General features: G+C 68.3%; 15 protein-coding genes and 1 pseudogene. 11 read left to right on the top strand and 5 right to left on the bottom strand.

The features are described from left to right. A partial coding sequence (locus GA0115259_RS28650; RefSeq protein ID WP_093602400.1) for an XdhC family protein occupies positions 1-962 on the top strand: 962 nt, incomplete at its 5' end. Between the two features lie 56 nt (positions 963-1,018). Here the strand turns inward: GA0115259_RS28650 and GA0115259_RS28645 are convergent. After that, the gene (locus GA0115259_RS28645) at positions 1,019-2,044 is read right to left on the bottom strand and encodes a LacI family DNA-binding transcriptional regulator (RefSeq protein ID WP_093602398.1); all 1,026 of its coding nucleotides are present in this window, start codon (positions 2,042-2,044) and stop codon (positions 1,019-1,021) included. Between the two features lie 460 nt (positions 2,045-2,504). Between GA0115259_RS28645 and GA0115259_RS28640 the strand changes: the two genes are divergently transcribed. The 8 genes from GA0115259_RS28640 (at position 2,505) to GA0115259_RS28605 (ending at position 9,991) form a co-directional block, all read left to right on the top strand. After that, a complete protein-coding gene (locus GA0115259_RS28640) occupies positions 2,505-3,314 on the top strand; it encodes a hypothetical protein (protein ID WP_093602396.1) in 810 nt (269 codons plus the stop codon). A 626-nt stretch (positions 3,315-3,940) separates the two neighbouring features. After that, a complete protein-coding gene (locus tag GA0115259_RS28635; RefSeq protein ID WP_093602394.1) occupies positions 3,941-5,080 on the top strand; it encodes an ATP-binding protein in 1,140 nt (379 codons plus the stop codon). After that, positions 5,077-5,487 (top strand): roadblock/LC7 domain-containing protein, encoded by a 411-nt coding sequence (locus GA0115259_RS28630; protein ID WP_093602392.1) that lies wholly within the window; start codon positions 5,077-5,079, stop codon positions 5,485-5,487. Before GA0115259_RS28635 ends, GA0115259_RS28630 begins: the two co-directional genes overlap by 4 nt. Further along, a complete protein-coding gene (locus GA0115259_RS28625) occupies positions 5,484-5,864 on the top strand; it encodes a DUF742 domain-containing protein (protein WP_093602390.1) in 381 nt (126 codons plus the stop codon). Before GA0115259_RS28630 ends, GA0115259_RS28625 begins: the two co-directional genes overlap by 4 nt. Next, positions 5,839-6,429 (top strand): GTP-binding protein, encoded by a 591-nt coding sequence (locus GA0115259_RS28620; protein WP_093602388.1) that lies wholly within the window; start codon positions 5,839-5,841, stop codon positions 6,427-6,429. Before GA0115259_RS28625 ends, GA0115259_RS28620 begins: the two co-directional genes overlap by 26 nt. A 9-nt stretch (positions 6,430-6,438) precedes the next feature. Then, on the top strand, positions 6,439-7,803 hold the full coding sequence (locus GA0115259_RS28615; RefSeq protein WP_093602386.1) for a cytochrome P450: 1,365 nt from the start codon (positions 6,439-6,441) through the stop codon (positions 7,801-7,803). Between the two features lie 235 nt (positions 7,804-8,038). Then, positions 8,039-9,160 (top strand): cytochrome P450, encoded by a 1,122-nt coding sequence (locus GA0115259_RS28610; protein ID WP_237540558.1) that lies wholly within the window; start codon positions 8,039-8,041, stop codon positions 9,158-9,160. A gap of 66 nt (positions 9,161-9,226) precedes the next feature. Beyond that, on the top strand, positions 9,227-9,991 hold the full coding sequence (locus GA0115259_RS28605) for an enoyl-CoA hydratase/isomerase family protein (RefSeq protein WP_093602382.1): 765 nt from the start codon (positions 9,227-9,229) through the stop codon (positions 9,989-9,991). A 27-nt stretch (positions 9,992-10,018) separates the two neighbouring features. On the opposite strand, the gene GA0115259_RS28600 is transcribed toward GA0115259_RS28605, so the two are convergent. After that, positions 10,019-10,741 carry a GntR family transcriptional regulator gene (locus GA0115259_RS28600; protein ID WP_370748596.1) on the bottom strand — a complete coding sequence of 241 codons (723 nt, stop codon included), beginning with the start codon at positions 10,739-10,741 and terminating at the stop codon, positions 10,019-10,021. A gap of 192 nt (positions 10,742-10,933) precedes the next feature. On the opposite strand from GA0115259_RS28600, the gene GA0115259_RS28595 reads away from it, so the two are divergent. Both GA0115259_RS28595 and GA0115259_RS28590 read left to right on the top strand, forming a co-directional pair. Further along, a complete protein-coding gene (locus GA0115259_RS28595) occupies positions 10,934-11,782 on the top strand; it encodes a (2Fe-2S)-binding protein (RefSeq protein WP_093602378.1) in 849 nt (282 codons plus the stop codon). A gap of 210 nt (positions 11,783-11,992) precedes the next feature. Next, complete coding sequence (locus tag GA0115259_RS28590; RefSeq protein WP_093602376.1) at positions 11,993-13,042, top strand: DUF2637 domain-containing protein; 1,050 nt, start codon at positions 11,993-11,995, stop codon at positions 13,040-13,042. Between the two features lie 131 nt (positions 13,043-13,173). On the opposite strand, the gene GA0115259_RS28585 is transcribed toward GA0115259_RS28590, so the two are convergent. From GA0115259_RS28585 to GA0115259_RS28570, 3 genes and pseudogenes are all read right to left on the bottom strand, one after another. Continuing rightward, a complete protein-coding gene (locus tag GA0115259_RS28585; protein WP_093602374.1) occupies positions 13,174-13,575 on the bottom strand; it encodes an ATP-binding protein in 402 nt (133 codons plus the stop codon). Between the two features lie 902 nt (positions 13,576-14,477). Next, entirely contained in the window at positions 14,478-15,677 is a 1,200-nt protein-coding gene (locus GA0115259_RS28575; RefSeq protein ID WP_093602372.1) for a helix-turn-helix domain-containing protein, read from the bottom strand. A gap of 261 nt (positions 15,678-15,938) precedes the next feature. After that, positions 15,939-16,188, bottom strand: a pseudogene (locus GA0115259_RS28570) (protein phosphatase 2C domain-containing protein); the annotation flags it as partial.

The following is a 16,188-nucleotide window of genomic DNA, read 5'->3' as shown; positions in this document are numbered from 1 at the left end:
GGCAGGCGCTGGAGGACGGCACCACCGTTCTCCAGCGGTTCGGCTACAGCGACGACGACGCCTTCGCCGTGGGGCTGACCTGCGGTGGAGTCATCGACATCCTGGTGACGCCGGTACGGGCGGACACGGCGGTACGGGCGGACACGGCCGGACAGCACGCCGACGCGGTGTTCGCGACCGCGCTGACCGCCGCCACACACGGCGAGGCGGCGGCGCTCGCGCGGATCGCCGAGGGCCCGGCGGAACTGCGTGGCCGCGCCCTGCTCGTACGGCCCGGCGGATCGTATGAGGGCAGCCTCGGCGGACATCCGGAGCTGGACCGTACGGCGGCGGAGGAGGCCCATGCCATGCTGGACGCGGGCCGTACGGGCACGGTCGTCATCGGCGAGCAGGGATCGCGGTGCGGACAGCCGTTGACGCTGCTCGTCGAATCGAACGTGCCGGCCCCGCGCATGATCGTCTTCGGGGCGATCGACTTCGCCTCGGCGCTCGTCAGCGTCGGCAAGTTCCTCGGCTACCACGTGACGGTGTGCGACGCGCGGCCCGTCTTCGCCACCCGGGCCCGCTTCCCGGACGCCGACGAGATCGTCGTGGACTGGCCGCACCGCTATCTGGCGTCGACCGGGACCGACGGCCGTACGGTGCTCTGCGTACTGACCCATGACGCCAAGTTCGATGTGCCGCTGCTGGAGTCGGCCCTGCGGCTGCCGGTGGCCTTCGTCGGCGCGATGGGCTCGCGGCGGACGCACGAGGACCGCAACAGGCGGCTGCGCGAGGCCGGTGTCACCGAACGGGAGCTGGCCCGGCTGCACTCGCCGATCGGGCTCGACCTCGGTGCGCGTACACCCGAGGAGACGGCGCTCTCGATCGCCGCGGAGATCGTCGCGGTGCGCAGAGGCGGCAGCGGCGTCCCGCTGAAGGGCGCGCACACGCCGATCCACCGGGTCGATTCCGTGGCCTGAGCCTCCGTGGCCTGAGCCGGGACGCGCGGCCCGGCCGGCCAGACCAGCCCGACCGGTCACCCCGAGGCGCGGCGCACCAGTTCCGTCCGCAGCACCACATGCTGCCAGGCCGACGAGGCATCGCTGATCGACTCCAGCAGCACGCGCGCCATGGTCCGTCCCATCTCCTCCACGGGCTGCCGCACCGAGGTGAGCTGAGGATCCGTGTGGCGCGCGATGGGCGAGTCGTCGAAGCCCACCACGGCCACATCCTCGGGGATCCTCCGGCCCGCCGCCCGCAGTGTGTGCAGGGCGCCCACCGCCATCACATCGGAGGCGGCGAACACCGCGTCGAGCCCGGGATGGAGGGCCAGCAGCTCGGCCATCGCACGGCGCCCGCTCTCCTCCGTGAAGTCACCATGGGCGATCCAGGAGGGCTGCGGGCCGCCGGGTGTGTTCCGTACGGCCTCCTCGTAGCCGCGCAGCCGGCACTGCGCCACATACATGTCCAGCGGTCCTGTGATGGTGGCGATCCCGCGCCGTCCCGACGCCGACAGATGGCGTACGGCCGCACGTGCGCCGCCCACATTGTCGGAGTCGACATAGGACACGGACTCGTCACCGGATCTGCGACCGCTGAGGACGGTGGGCATCTCCATCGCGGCGAGCAGATCGGGCAGTGTGTCGCTGTCATGGAGGGAGACGAGCAGGACTCCGTCGATACGGCGGGCGCGTGCGTACTGGAGGAAGCGCTGTCGCTCCTTCTCCGTACGGACCAGGGTGAGCAGGAGTTGCAGATCCGTGTCGGCGAGACCGTCGCCCACGCCGTGGACGATGTCGGAGAAGTACGGCTCGGCGAAGAACCGTTTCTCGGTCTCCGGTATCACCAGCGCCACGGCGTCGGTACGGCTTCCCGCCAGGGCGCGGGCCGCCCGGTTGGGTATGTAGCCGAGCTGGGCGATCGCCTGCTCGACAACGTGTCTGGTGGTGTCCTTCACCCGCGGTGAATTGTTGATGACGCGCGACACCGTGCCCCGGCCGACGCCCGCGAGCGCGGCGACCTCCTCCAGCGTGGGCTGGCCCGTACGTCCCTTCGCCGCCATCGTGCGACCTCCTGTCGCGAGTGTGCCCGAGCCTGGTCCAGGAGCGGGAAACGGGCTGCTCGCCATCAAATCACTGGGAGCGCTCCCATGCACGAAAACGGCGAAGCGCCTTGGAACGGACGGGAGCCCGCCGTCGCCGGGTGTTCTGCCGTGCCAGGTCCACGCCGGTTGACGCCGTCACCCGATACGGGCATGGAAAGATCCAACCTTGCCACGAGGAGGGCTCTTCGGCGGCGCGGCCACCGACCGTGCCGTCGCCGTCGCCGCAGGTGACAGCGTTTCCGAGGCCCTCGCACCCTGTCGATGACACCTCCGGGACCACCGTCAACCGCCCGTACGGAGCGGCTTCGGCGACCAAGGGATTGTGAAATTTTTCACCTGACCTATTGGCCCGGCATGCCCATCCGTGCTGAGATGCGTCCACACTCAACAGCACAATGGCGCGCTCGGGGAGGGCAATGTGGCGCATACCGCCATGTCTGGTTCCGGAACCACTGCCGGTGACGACCCACTCCAGACCGCGGTATGGCGGCTGCGCTCACGCGGCTGTTGGACCGACGCAGCGGCCCTGCTCGCACCGCACACCGCCACTCCCGCGCCGGCGCTCCAGCGGGCCTCGCTGCTCGTCGAGCGCTGTCTGTTCACGGGGACCGGCTGGCCGGAGGCCGAGGACGCGCTCCGCTCGGCGGAGGCCACGGCCCGCGAGGACCACGAACGCGGTGCCGCCGCCTGCGAGCGCGGTCATCTCGCGTACGCCTCGACCGTCCTCGGTGTACGCGACCGCGCGGACGAGGCGCGTGCCGCGCTCGGCAGGGCGGCGGCACTGCTCGACCCGACGGCTCCCGGCCGCGCCCTGCTCGACTTCCGGCGCGGGCTGATCGCCGAGCATCTCTCGGACTCGCCGCAGTCCGCCCGCGCCGCGTACCGCCGCGCCCACGCCGCCGCCACCGCGCACGGCGAGACGCTGCTGCTCTCCTTCACCTGGCGCCATCTCGCCGGGCTCGCCCTGCGGGAGGGCGAACTGGCCGAGGCGAGACACGGCTTCAGCGAATCCCTCCGTATCCGCGAGGAGCTGGGCTATCTGGTCGGTACGGCCCCGGCGCTGGCCGCCCTGGCCGATGCCGAGCCCGAGCCGGAGGCCACCCGGCTGCGCGAGGAGGCGGGCCGTCTCTTCCGGCTGCTGGGCGGTGTGCCGACCTGGCTGGCGGACCAGCTCGCCCCACGGGCCCCGGTCGTCCCGGTCGTCGGTCCACGGGCCGCCGACGTCTGACCCGACCCGTACGCCCGGCCGGAGCCCGCACGCGCCCGGCCGGCCGGCGCGTGCGGGCACGTACGGTCGGTGATGCGAACACGGACGCGGCCTCGACATCGCAACCCGACCGCAACCCGACCCCGCTGACACCTCATCAACCATCACGGGTACCCTCCGGCACTACGGCGATCCGGTGTCCCCGGATCGCTGCAGTGCTCACCCATGTCCGCGCCCTACGATCCGGAGGCACCCGCACGGCCCTGCCAGTCCCGTCCTGACGTACCGTCAGACAGCAGCTCCGACCTGGGGTTCCAGGCACCGAAGACCGCAAGACGGAGCCTTGCTGAATTTCCGTCAGATACCGGATACGGAACCGAAGGACATGGACGTCAAGCCTTGGTGTGATGATAAGATCGCCGAGCTTGCCAAGCGGTGGTAAACCCGCTACGGCATAAAGGGAAAGTCAGCGCATCGGCCCAGAAATCCGCCACCCCGGGGAGAGCTATGCCATCAGCCGGGCCTTTCAAGGCAGTCCGGCGGGCGAGTATGCGCGGCCGATCCCGTATGTCTGAGACTGTGAGCGCACTCGAACGCAGCGTCCAGACATTCAGTGTCCGGTGCCCCAGTCGCCCGAAGAGAGCCTTATGACGCAATACTTCCAGGATCCAGCGCTGTGGGGTCTGATAGCCGTTGGTACTCCTGTCGCAGCGACCGCGATCATTCGCGGCAGAAAGTCGATCACCGAACTCAAGAAGGAAAAACAGGAACTCAGGGCACATTACGCCAATCTGGAAGATCACTACTCGGAGGCCGTCGAAGAGGCCAAGGACCGAGCAGAAGAGGCGACCAAAACCGCTCTGAAATCCGCGATGCGGACGCTCCAGGGCCTCGCCAGCGAGCAGCAGCTCGCCATCACGAAGCTCCAGGACAAGTACGGAGAACTCCAGATTCTCCAGGACCTCCTCGACATCGACCACATGAATTCGCAGTTCGCCCGGCGTGCGCAGTCCATCGCCGTTCTCTGCGACGGATGGCTCGGCCGCCAGCGCGCCTCGGCCTCCCTCTATGACGTGGTCCGCAGCGCGAAGGGCCGTATCCGCCACTTCACGCGCGTCGAGATCCGGGCCCAGAGCAATTTCGCCATCGTCAGCCGCGCCGTCGAACCGGTCGCGCTCACGCTCGCCGAACTGCTGGACAACGCCACCAGTTACTCGGCACCCGAGACGATGATCGAGATCAATATCCGCCCCGTGCCCAAGGGCGTCTGCATCATCGTCGACGACGCCGGCGTCGGCATGAACGAGGAAGAGAAGAGCAGAGCCGCCAAGCTCCTTTCCAGCGAACGCTCCCCCGGTGTCTCCGGTCTCGGCAACCCGCCGCAGTTCGGATTCACCGTGATCGGTGTGCTCGCGGCCCGCTACGGCTTCACGGTCTCCGTGGACTCGACTTCTCCGTACGGTGGCGTGCGCGCGGTCGTGCTTCTTCCAGAGGAGCTCCTCACGTCCATGCCCGCGCCCGCGCCCGAGCCCGAGGAGAATCCCGCCATGGCCGCGTCCTCCCCGATGCCTCCAGAAGAGACCCCGGCGACGCGCGGCACCACTTTCGGCGGACTGCCGAAGCGGCGCCGACGAGGCGCGATATCCATCGTTCCGGCGGCCGAGAGCACGGAGACGCCCGCCCGCTCCAGCGAGCAGGCCGCCTCCGTCATGGGCGCGTTCCAGCGAGGAACGCAGTCGGGCCGTCGTTCCACCAACGCAAGCAGCGAAGGGCATGAGTCTCAGTGAATTACGATCTGTCATGGATGCTTGACAGTGCTCTGGAAGTGCCCGAGGCGCGCCACGCGATCCTTGTCTCCGCGGACGGCCTGCTCATGGCCCGTTCGAACGATGTAGGCAAGGACCACGCCGACACCGTCGCCGCCGCGATGAGCGGAATGCAGTCGCTGAGCCGCACGGTCGCCGACTTCTGCGGCGGACCTCCGAACGAGCGTCCGCAGTGGCGTCAGACGCTGGTGGAGTTCGACCACGGCTGGGTCTTTCTCATCTCCGCCGGTGAAGGCGCCTATCTCGCCGTCTCGGCATCGCCCGACGTCGACATGGCGGAGATCACCTTCCGCATGATGCAGCTCGTCGGCCAGCTCGGTAAGTCCCTGACCAGTCCCCCTCGCGAGATTGCTGACACCAAGGCATGACGACTCCGGACGAGCCCGAGCTGGAACGAGAAGCAGCGCCCTTAGTTCGACCGTACGTCATCACCAACGGACGCAATCTGCTGGATGATGACGATTTCTCACTCATCACACTGGTCACGGTGGCCGCCGAGGGCCCCAGAACGGGACATCTCGATCCCGAGAAGCTCCGTCTGCTGGATCTGTGTGCCGGCGGCTATCTCTCGGTTGCCGAAATAGCCGGGCACACCAGTCTGCCCGTCGGTGTCGTCAAAATTCTGCTGTCCGATCTCACGGAGCAGGGGTATCTGGTGACGCGTGCCCCGATACCTCCCGCGAAGCTTGTCGAGCGGCACATACTCGAGGAGGTGCTGAATGGCCTTCAAGCCCGTTTTGGATGACGGCGTATATCTGCGCAATTCAGTGCAGACGGCGGCGAAGATCCTTGTCGTCGGCCACTTCGCCGTCGGCAAGACGACGTTCATCGGGACCATGTCCGAGATTCCGCCGCTGCGCACCGAAGAGGTGATGACGCAGGCGGGCGAGGGAGTGGACGACCTCCGGGGCACCCCGGGCAAGACCACGACGACCGTCGCCATGGACTTCGGCCGGCTCACCCTCAGCGAGAGACTCGTTCTCTATCTCTTCGGCACACCTGGCCAGCAGCGCTTCGTCCAGGTGTGGGAAGACATGTCCCGGGGAGCTCTCGGGGCATTGGTCTTGGTGGACCCACAACGCCTCGAAGAGTCCTTCGCGGTGATGGATCTGGTCGAGCACTACGGAATCCCGTACGCCATCGCGGTCAATCGCTTCGACGGCACACCGAGTCACACGGACGAGGAGATACGGGAGGCGCTCGACCTGCTCCCCGAGACGCCTCTCGTCAATTGTGACGCACGCGACCAGCGTTCGTCAGCGAATTCGCTCATTGTCCTTGTCCGTTATCTCCAGTCGCGCCTCAGCTAGGAGTTCGCCATGCAATCCCACTCGGAACACCAGGCGCCACCACCGGGCTGCCCTGCCCACAACAGCGGCAAGAGCGTGCCCCTGCACGGACCCGAATTCGCCGCCGATCCCCAGGCGTTCTACGAGTATCTGCGGCAGCACGGTCCCGCAGCGCCCGTCGAACTGGCTCCGGGTGTGGAGGCTTCGCTCGTCACGGACTACGCCGCGGCGCTGCATGTGCTCCAGAACCCCGACACCTTCGCGCGTGACGCGCGTCGCTGGCGCGCCCTCAACGAGGGCCAGATACCGCCGGACAGCCCCATCCTGCCGATGATGGCGTACCGGCCGAACTGTCTCTTCTCCGACGGCGCGGACCATCTGAGGCTCCGTCAGGCCGTGACGGAGTCGCTGGCCAAGATCGACACTCACCGGCTGAGCCGGCACACCGACCGTGTCGCCACGTATCTGATCGACCAGTTCAGCAGCCGCGGCAAGGCCGATCTGGTCAGCGACTACGCACAGTTGGTACCGCTGCTGGTCTTCAACGACATCTTCGGCTGCCCGGCCGAGATCGGCGACCGGCTGGTCTTCGGTATCTCCAGTCTCTTCGACGGAGTGGACGCGGAGAAGGCGAACGAGGTCCTGACCGAGGCGCTGCTGGAGCTCGTCGCGCTGAAGCGGGCCAAGCCCGGCGACGATGTCACCTCGTGGCTGATGCAGCATCAGGCGCGGCTGACCGACGAGGAGATGATCCACCAGCTCGTCACGCTCATCGGCGCGGGCACCGAGCCCACGCAGAACATCATCGCGAGCGCGCTGCGGCTCCTCCTGTCGGACGACAAGTACGCCGGCGGACAGCACACGGCCGGTCTGCTGGTCGAGGACGCCATCAACGATGTGCTGTGGAACAGCCCGCCGATAGCCAACTACGCCGTGCACTACCCGATGTACGACGTCGACCTGTCCGGGAGCAAGCTGGACGCCGGTGATCCCGTGGTCATCAGCTTCGCCGCGGCCAACACCGATCCGAGCCTGTCCGTGAGCCGGCAGACGCTCAGCAAGCGGGCCCATCTCGCCTGGGGCGCCGGGCCGCACGCCTGCCCGGCCAAGGATCCCGCCCTGCTGATCTCCGTCCTGGCGATCGAGAAGCTGCTCAACAGCCTGCCGGACATCGAGCTGGGCGTCCATGTGAACAGCCTGTCGTGGCGGCCGGGCCCGATCCACCGCGCGCTCAACGCCCTGCCCGCCCGGTTCACTCCCGTACGCAGGGAGAAGAGGACGTCAGCGCCTCAGCCGAGCACCTCCCGCACGCTCGGAAATGCCCCGGCCCAGCCGCAGCACGCGGCGCAGAAGGGTACCTGGTGGAGCGGATTCCTGTCCTGGTGGAAGGTGTGACATGCCCAACAATTGGGGACGATTTACCCTCGCATGAATGTTCAATCATAGGGGTAGACAGGGTTGGCGAATCTTATGTGATCTCTTGAAAGAAGGAGTCGCTGTGGAGCCTTCCCTGGCCACCTCATCCGTCGACCGACGCTCTGTGGTTTCGCTATTCTCCCGTCTGCGCACATCGAGCGGACAGTCAAATCCATTGCCTTTCTACAAAGAGCTCAGGGCAATGGGAAATATCATGCCCGCCCCTTGGGGCGGGCACCTGGTGACCTCCTACAAGCTGTGTGACCAGGTACTGAGGAACCGGGCCTGGCAGGTGCCGGGCAACGAGTGGCGCACTCGGCAGAAGGACGCCGCACGCTGGAGTGCACCTGCTTCGCTCCAGATGGGGAGCACGATGCCCATGCTCAACCCGCCGCATCACACGCGGATGCGGCGGTCGGTGGGCAGCATGTTCGACCGTAAATCCCTCGACGCCATGAGGAATTCGATCGACCGAATAACCGAGCGGCTCCTCGACCAGGTCCGGGAGGAGTTGCACGACGGTGAACCGGACTTCGTGGAGCTGGTCTGCGAAGAATTGCCCGTAATAACGATCGGTGAATGGCTCGGGCTGCCGGCCGCGGATTATCCGCTGCTGCGTTCGCTCACGCACGACCAGGTATTCACCCAGGAATTGTTCCCGTCGCCGAGCCAGCTCGCGCTGTCCGACGCCGCGACGGCTCAGCTGCGGGAGTACTTCACCGAACTGATCCGGGAGCGCCGCAGGACGCCCGGGAACGACAAGGTCTCGGTCTGGCTGCGGACCTGGGACGAGCTGGAGCCCGACCAGGACGCGGCCGACGCCGCCGTCCACTCGCTGGCGCTCTTCGTGGTCCTGGCCGCGCTGGAGACCACCTCGCATCTGCTGGCCACGGCGGTGTGGCTGCTTCTGGAGCATCCCCGCCAGCTCGACTGGGTCCGTACGCACCCCGAGCACATGCCGGGCGCGATCGAGGAGACCCTGCGCTACGACCCCCCGATCCATATGATCAGCCGGATCGCCGCGGAGGACACCACGCTGGCCGGAGTGCCCATCGAGCGCGGTGAGATGGTGCAGCTCATGGTCGGTGCCGCGCACCACGACCCGGACCAGCACACCGATCCCGACCTCTTCGACATCCGCCGCAAGGCCGCGCATCTCAGCTTCGGCGGTGGAGTCCACTACTGCCTCGGGGCGCCGCTGGCCCGGCTGGAGGCGACGTCCCTGCTGACCACGCTGCTCAAGCGGATGCCCGGACTGCGCCTCGCCGACGGACCGTCGTACGCGCCGCGGGTGGCCTTCCGACGCCTCAAGTCGTTCCGCGTCACGGCTTCCTGACGGTACGGGCGGGCTTCCTGACGGTACGGCATCCATAAAGAAGCGGCACAAAACACAAGGAACAGCATGGTGGAAGACTTCAAGGCTCTGCACGTCCTGCACGAAGGGCCTGTCCTGAAAGTGCGGTTGAACAGTCCGGAGACGGGTAATGCCGTCTCCGGACCGCTTCTCGACGAACTCCTCGCCGTACTCGACACCGTTCACGGCGATCCCGCCATCCGCGTGCTGATTCTCTCCGCCGCGGGAGACGACTTCTGTCTCGGCGGTGACCGCAGCGAGTTTCCCGGTCTGCTCGCCGCCCATTCCGGCGGTGCGGGCCTGCACTCCCTCGGCAACAAGGCCCGGCGGATGTGCGACGCCCTCGCGAGCGTCCACGCGGTGACCATCGCCCGGCTGCACGGCGGCGTGGTCGGGGCCGGGCTCGGGCTCGCGGTCTTCTGCGATCTGCGCGTCGGCGCGGACGACTGCCGCTTCAGAATGCCGGAGCTGGGTCTTGGAGTGCCGCCCGCCTGGGGAGGCGTGCTGTCACGGCTGCTCAGCGAGGCGGGAGCCGCCCAGATCCGTGAACTGATGCTGACGGCCGAGAACTTCGACGCGGCCAGAGCCGCCGAGCTGTCCATTCTCCACAAGGTCGTCCCGGTGGAGGAGCTGGACCGGACCGTCGAGCGGTGGACCAGGCCGCTGCTCCGCAGATCGCCCGCGGCGCTGCGGACCACCAAGGCGATGCTGAACGCCTACGCGGGCGCCAACCGTCTGGCCGACGCGACCTTCTTCGACGCGGAACTGCTGACGGCGGCGGTGTCGGCCGCGGAAGCCGCACGGCAGAGATGACGCCTTCGTAGCTGCTCAGGGCCGCTGTCAGTCGGCCGGGCCGGCGAAGTGCTCCCGCAGCAGGGGCTGAATGGCCGTCAGATCCCTTGTCTCCAGGGCGTCCAGCAGAGCCGAGTGCTCCGCCGCGTCGGCAATCAGATCGGCGCGGCGCACAGCCGGAGCGCTGACCAGCGGCCACTGGGAGCGGCGGTGCAGATCGTCGGCGACCATGACCAGTTGGTCATTGCCGCAGAGCGAGAGCAGCGCGCCGTGAAAGGCACGGTCGGCCTCCGCGTACGCCGCGCGGTCCCCGGCGGCGGCGGCCATGGCCGTCGCCTCCGCCAACGGACGTAGCTCCGCCCAGCGTTCGGCGGATACGGTACGGGCCAGCCGCAGCATCACCGGTACCTCGATGAGCGCACGTACCTCGGCCAGCTCCGCCAGCTCCCGCGCGCTTCGCTCGGTGACCCGGAAGCCGCGGTTCGGGACGACCTCGACCGCGCCTTCGAGCGCGAGCTGCTGCATGGCCTCGCGTACGGGAGTGGCGGAGACACCGAAGCGCTCGCCGAGCACGGGAGCCGAGTAGACCTCCCCGGGAACCAGCTCGCCGCCGAGGAGCGCCGAGCGCAGGGCGGCGAGGATCTGTCCCCGTACCGAGTGCCGGCGCACAACCCGGGGCGTGGCCGGCTCACTGTGCGTGTGCTCACCGCGCGCCGGCGTTTGCTCGCCACGGTCCGCGCGCCGGGCGTCTGGACCGGCCTGGGAGGGGATCGGCGCGGCGCTCTCCGCCGCCCTGCCGCGCTGCTCCACCCCGCCCACCTCCGCACACCCGGCGTCGCCGTAGCCCGGCCCGGCGCCGGATTCATCTGTGCACGATAGGCCGCCGCCGCCGCACTTCAAACCCGATCACATCGGGTAAGGTAAGGCTTACCTGCAAACGATCCCGATTCGGTGGTCCCCTGCATGACCGTGCCCACGCTGCTGCCCGGCCTTCACACCTCTCCCGTGACGGACGCGTACGCCCGTCTCACCGAGGTGTTTCCCTCGCTGAGCATCGACCACCTCACCGACGGTGAGCGGCCTCCGCTCGGCGGCGGCTGGGTCGGCGCGGCGGAGCTCGCCGCCGGAGGCGTGGCGCTCGACACATTTCTCGACTGGGACGAAGCGCAGGTCGTCCGGGACTACGGACAGCGGGCGCGGCCCGATGTGATCGCCAGTTTCGCGCTGCACCGCTATGCCTGGCCGACCTGTCTGCTGATCACCGTGCCCTGGTTCCTGCATCGCCGCGTGCCCAGGATCCCCGTCGGGAATGTCTCCTTCCAGCGCACGCTCGGCCGGATGAGCGTCCGGGTCCAGGACTTCGCGTGTCTGCCGGACGATCCCGCGGCGGCGCTGCCCGGTGCCCGGGTCGTACCGGACGAGGAGGCCCTGCGCGCCGAGGTACGGGCCGCCGCCGCCGAGCATCTCGGACCGGTTCTGGACGGCTTCGGCCCGCGGATGCGGCGTGGCCGGAGGGCGCTGTGGGGCATGGCGACCGACGAGATCGTCGAGGGCCTCTGGTACATCGGCCATCTCCTGGGCGAGGAGCGGCGCGCGATGGCGGAGCTGGAGCTGCTGCTGCCGGGCACGACCGGACCGTACGTCGGCACGGCGGGGTTCCGCGAACTGACGGGCCCCGGCGGGGAGTCGCTGCCGACCCGGGACCGGGCCAGCTGCTGCCTCTTCTACACACTGCGGCCCGAGGACACGTGTGTCACCTGTCCGCGTACATGCGACGCCGATCGTGTCCAGAAGTTGAGTACGGGCGTCTGACCCCTCGTCACCCGAGGAGCCAAGCCACCCGCTAGGGTGATATTAATCGAACATGACAGCCGCCTCCCGTGCGGCAGTTCTGGTCGATCGCGCCTATCAGTGTGCCCCACCACCTCGTTGGCGTCTTCTTGCTCCAAAACCCCCTGAGCGGCACCGCTCTTCCGCCAATATGGCGCCCGAAACGCCCTACTGCGATGCAAGGAACACCGCATGCGACTGACCGACATATCGCTGAACTGGCTGCTTCCCGTCGGCGTCCTGATCGTCGGAATCCTGGTGGCGGTGGCAGTGCTCGCGCGCGGTAAGCGCGCCGGTGACAAGGCCGCGGCCGAGGATTCATGGGAACGCAGTGAAGAACGCCGCAGACGGAAGGAGACCATCTACGGCGCCGCCTCCTACGCACTTCTCTTCTGCTGTGCGGCGGTTGCCGCCGCCCTCTCGTTCAAAGGCCTGGTCGGCTTCGGCCAGGAGAACCTCAGCCTGAGCGGCGGCTGGGAGTACCTCGTCCCGTTCGGTCTCGACGGCGCGGCGATGTTCTGCTCCGTGCTCGCCGTGCGCGAGGCCAGCCACGGTGACGCGGCCCTCGGCTCGCGACTGCTGGTGTGGACGTTCGCCGGTGCCGCCGCCTGGTTCAACTGGGTGCACGCGCCCAGGGGTCTGGGCCACGACGGCGCGCCGCAGTTCTTCTCCGGCATGTCGCTCTCGGCCGCGGTCCTCTTCGACCGCGCGCTGAAGCAGACCCGTCGGGCGGCGCTGCGCGAGCAGGGCCTGGTGCCCCGTCCGCTGCCGCAGATCCGGGTCGTACGGTGGCTGCGCGCTCCCCGTGAGACCTTCGGCGCCTGGTCGCTGATGCTTCTCGAAGGCGTACGCACGCTGGACGAGGCCGTCGAGGAGGTCCGCGAGGACCGCCGTCAGAAGGAGCAGAACCAGCACCGCAGGCGTGAGCAGCAGAAGCTGGACCGGGCGCAGATCAAGGCGCTCAACCGGCAGCACCGGGCCTGGGGGCGCGGTGGCGGCCGTCAGGTTCCGCTGACCGCGGGGAGCGGCGGATCGGGCTCACCGGCCGCGGTCGAAGCCTCCGCGGAGCCTGCCATAGTGGAACAAGGTCAACTGCCGCAACGCTCGCAGCTCTCCCTCCAGGCCGTCAAAGGCGGTGAGGCCCGCACCGTGGACCTGACCGCGGAGGACGACACCCAGGCGCTTCCCCGGCTCGACTCCCTGGAGCGCAAGCTCACGGATCTGGAACGGCAGTTCGGCTGAGCCGGATCGCTCCGTAACCCGGATCGCCCCGTAACACAGCACCCGGACCGGTGTGACGGACTCCCGTCGCGCCGGTCCGCTGTTGTGTTACGGATCCGCTGTTGTGTCACGTGCCCGCGTTGTGTTGCGCGTTACGCCGCTTCGCCGTTCATCTCGAACCAGACCACCTTGCCCAGTGGCCTGGCCCGTATGCCCCAGTCGTCCGCCAGGGTCCTCACCAGCGCCAGCCCCCTGCCGTGCGTCGCGTCGTCGGCCGCCGGCGGCTGTGTCTCGGGCCTGGTCAGCGGCAGCGGCAGAGCGGTGACAAAGTCCCGGACCTCCACCCGCAGCCGTGAGTCCGCGACGGTCGCCGTGACGACCGCGCCGCGCTCGGTGTGCACCAGCGCGTTGGTGACCAGCTCGCTCATGAGCAGCTCCGCCACCTCCGCCGAGTCCCGCTCCCGCCAGTGCAGCAGCATCTCCCGCAAGGCGTGCCGCACTTCCGGGACCGCCGCGAGATCGGCACCGCCCACTCTGCGCCGTAGCCCTGTCATGGTTCTGTCCCCCCGTTCGTACCGGTGACGGATCCCGCTCTCAGACGCTTACGGAGAGCATGCCCCACCCCGATCACGCCACTCGCGCCGCGCCCGATGTCGTTCATCACGCAGCACCGCCCCGCTGGTGGGTCATTGGTTCGGGACGCAAATCAAGCCCGTCCGGCGTTTGAGGACGGAACCGGCAGCCCGGGTGCCGGGTCTCCAGACGGTGGGGCCTGCCCCGTGCCGCACTCCGGCCGAAGGCCGAAAAAACCAGCCTGTCCGGCGATTGAGGACAGAACCGCCCAACCCGGCGCCGGGCCGTCGGACGCGCCGTACAGGGGTCCGGGGTATCCCCGGGAAAGCACGGCCCCCCGTCGTACGTGGCGCCGTAGCCGAGCAGCAAGAGCCCCGGCGCCCCTCCCTGGGGGAGAGAACACCGGGACTGTGGACGACAGAGCCGCGGTCCGCCGGCCTCAACAAACAGCAACCGCAGCCCTGCCGCCCCCTCCCCAGGTTTGGCGCTCCGTCCACGTGCTGTAGAGACGGGGACATGGACGGAGCTGTCATGGGTGATCAGCCGCTGTCGGCCGGCGGATCCGCGACGTCGCCGTCCGTCTGGTGTGAGGATGACGCTTGATTTCAACAGCCAGATCAACGGCGTGGCTCGGGTCGTACGCGGGACTGTCCGCCTCCGTCGCCTGGCACCACTGCTGCTTCAGCGCTCCGCAGATGTCGCACCCGGGATGGGGCGTGGGCGGCTGGACCACTGCCGGCTCCATCAGGTGTACCGGTGGAGGGACCTGTGTGAAGTCCCTTGGCAGCCTGCCCATTTCGTCGCACCTCCGCCGTGTCGATGCATGAAGCATCGCGGCATCGGAAAATGATCTACAGGGATGCTGCGTCCTGCTTTTGCAACGCTAATTCGCCACGCCGACGAATTCGGCCAGTGACCGCAGTCCCGGGGGCCGCACGGGCAGCTCCCACAAATCCCGGATAATGGACACTGCAAGCGTGTGGTGGCGCATCCATGCCGGCGCCACCCGGCGGAGAGACTCCAGCGCCTTCACAGCTCCTTCGGCGTCCCCCAGATCTGTATGTGCCCGCGCAACGTCCAGGAGAAGCCAGGTGCGCCACGAAGGCGGCGTGTCCTGTGAGAGGCGCATTCCCTTAGCCAACTTGAGCGCGTCCTCGGGGTGTCCGTGCTGGACTGCGAGGCGGACGCGCTCAATGCGGACGGACGATTTGCTGAAGACGCTCACCATGCGACTGTCCTCGGACACCGGGAGCGTGCTGACGCGCTCCGCTTCCTTCTCCGCGGCACGCATCATCTTGTCGGCTTGCTCGTAGTCGTTGCTCCGGGCGTAGCTAGTTGCCGCGGACATCATCAGGCCGCCCCAGACCTTGACGCTTTCAGCGGTCGTGAGACCGCCTGCCTTCACCCGATCCGCGCCGTATTGCGCCACGGAAATCGCATCGGACAGCCGGTTCTGACGCTGGTATGCCCATGCCATGCTGTTGCAGATCATCGGCGTCAGGAGGGGATCGGAGGACGCCTCTGCTTCGTCCATGGCGCGTTCCAAGCTGATGATGGCAAGGTCGCTCTTCCCCAGCCGGACGGCAAGGTGCCCGCCAAGCTGGAGCGCCTTTCCAAGGGCAGCGTGTGCCCCTTCGCGGCCGGCCGCTACGAGCCGCCGCACGTCGGCGATAATGTCCGGCAGTGTCTTCATCAGATCGTCGAACTCCGCTGCGTGATAGGCAGACCACGCGTCCGCGATCCGGTCACGCAGGCTGACTACGGACAACCCTTCTGCCTCTGCGGGGTCCGGCTCGGGGGCGAAGGCCGTGGGCGTGATGGCTCGTCGGACAGCAACGAGGGCCGGCGAGTCTCCATCGCCCTCGGACCGGGCGCCCGGTGGATCTCCCAGCAGCGTTGTCAGCTCGACACCGAGGCCGTCGGCCAGGGCATGCAGGGTCGGCAGACGGGCCGAGAATGTCCGCTTCTGCTCCAGCTTCCTGATGACATCAACGGACACGTCAGAGGCGTCGGACAGTTCTTCCTGGGTAAGCCCGGGCAGCTTTCGGAGGCGACGCAGCGTGTCGCCCAGATGCTCGCTCACTCTGAAACGGTACTTCGACGGTGCTCTGTGTGGGTACCAACGCAAGAAGCCCCCTGCCTCTTGTGAGACAGGGGGCTACTTCTTCCGCTCCGCCTCGACATCTGCGCGGCACGATGGGCACGGGCCGGGGGTTCGGGGGGCCGGACGACGACAGCGAGGACGCACGGAAGGCCGACGAGGTTGTCGACAAACTGCTCCGCCACGGGCGCGCTCGCGCCTGCGCGGTTACGCCACGGCGGCTACGTCGCGGTTGCTCCCCGGCTACTCCTCCCACACTCCGGCGGCGGTGCGGTCGTCGGCGTATCCCTCGATCCTGAGCTGGATGTCCGCGAGGTACTCGGTCAGGCCCGGAGCGCCGGTACGGGCCCAGCGGGCGGCCAGTTCGCCGGCAAAGGCGGGCTCGCCGCGCAGCGGTTCCGCGAGGCCGGCGCCGCACAGCAGGAGCGTGTCGCCCGGCCGGGCGACCGAGGCACGGAACCGGAACGGCTCGGGCGGCGGCGGCAGGGGGGCC

The sequence above is a fragment of the Streptomyces sp. MnatMP-M17 genome, assembly GCF_900091995.1.
In the GTDB taxonomy this organism is placed as follows: Bacteria; Actinomycetota; Actinomycetes; order Streptomycetales; family Streptomycetaceae; genus Streptomyces.
The sequence above is the reverse complement of the archived record's forward strand: the minus strand, read 5'-3'. Positions and strand labels throughout refer to the sequence as shown.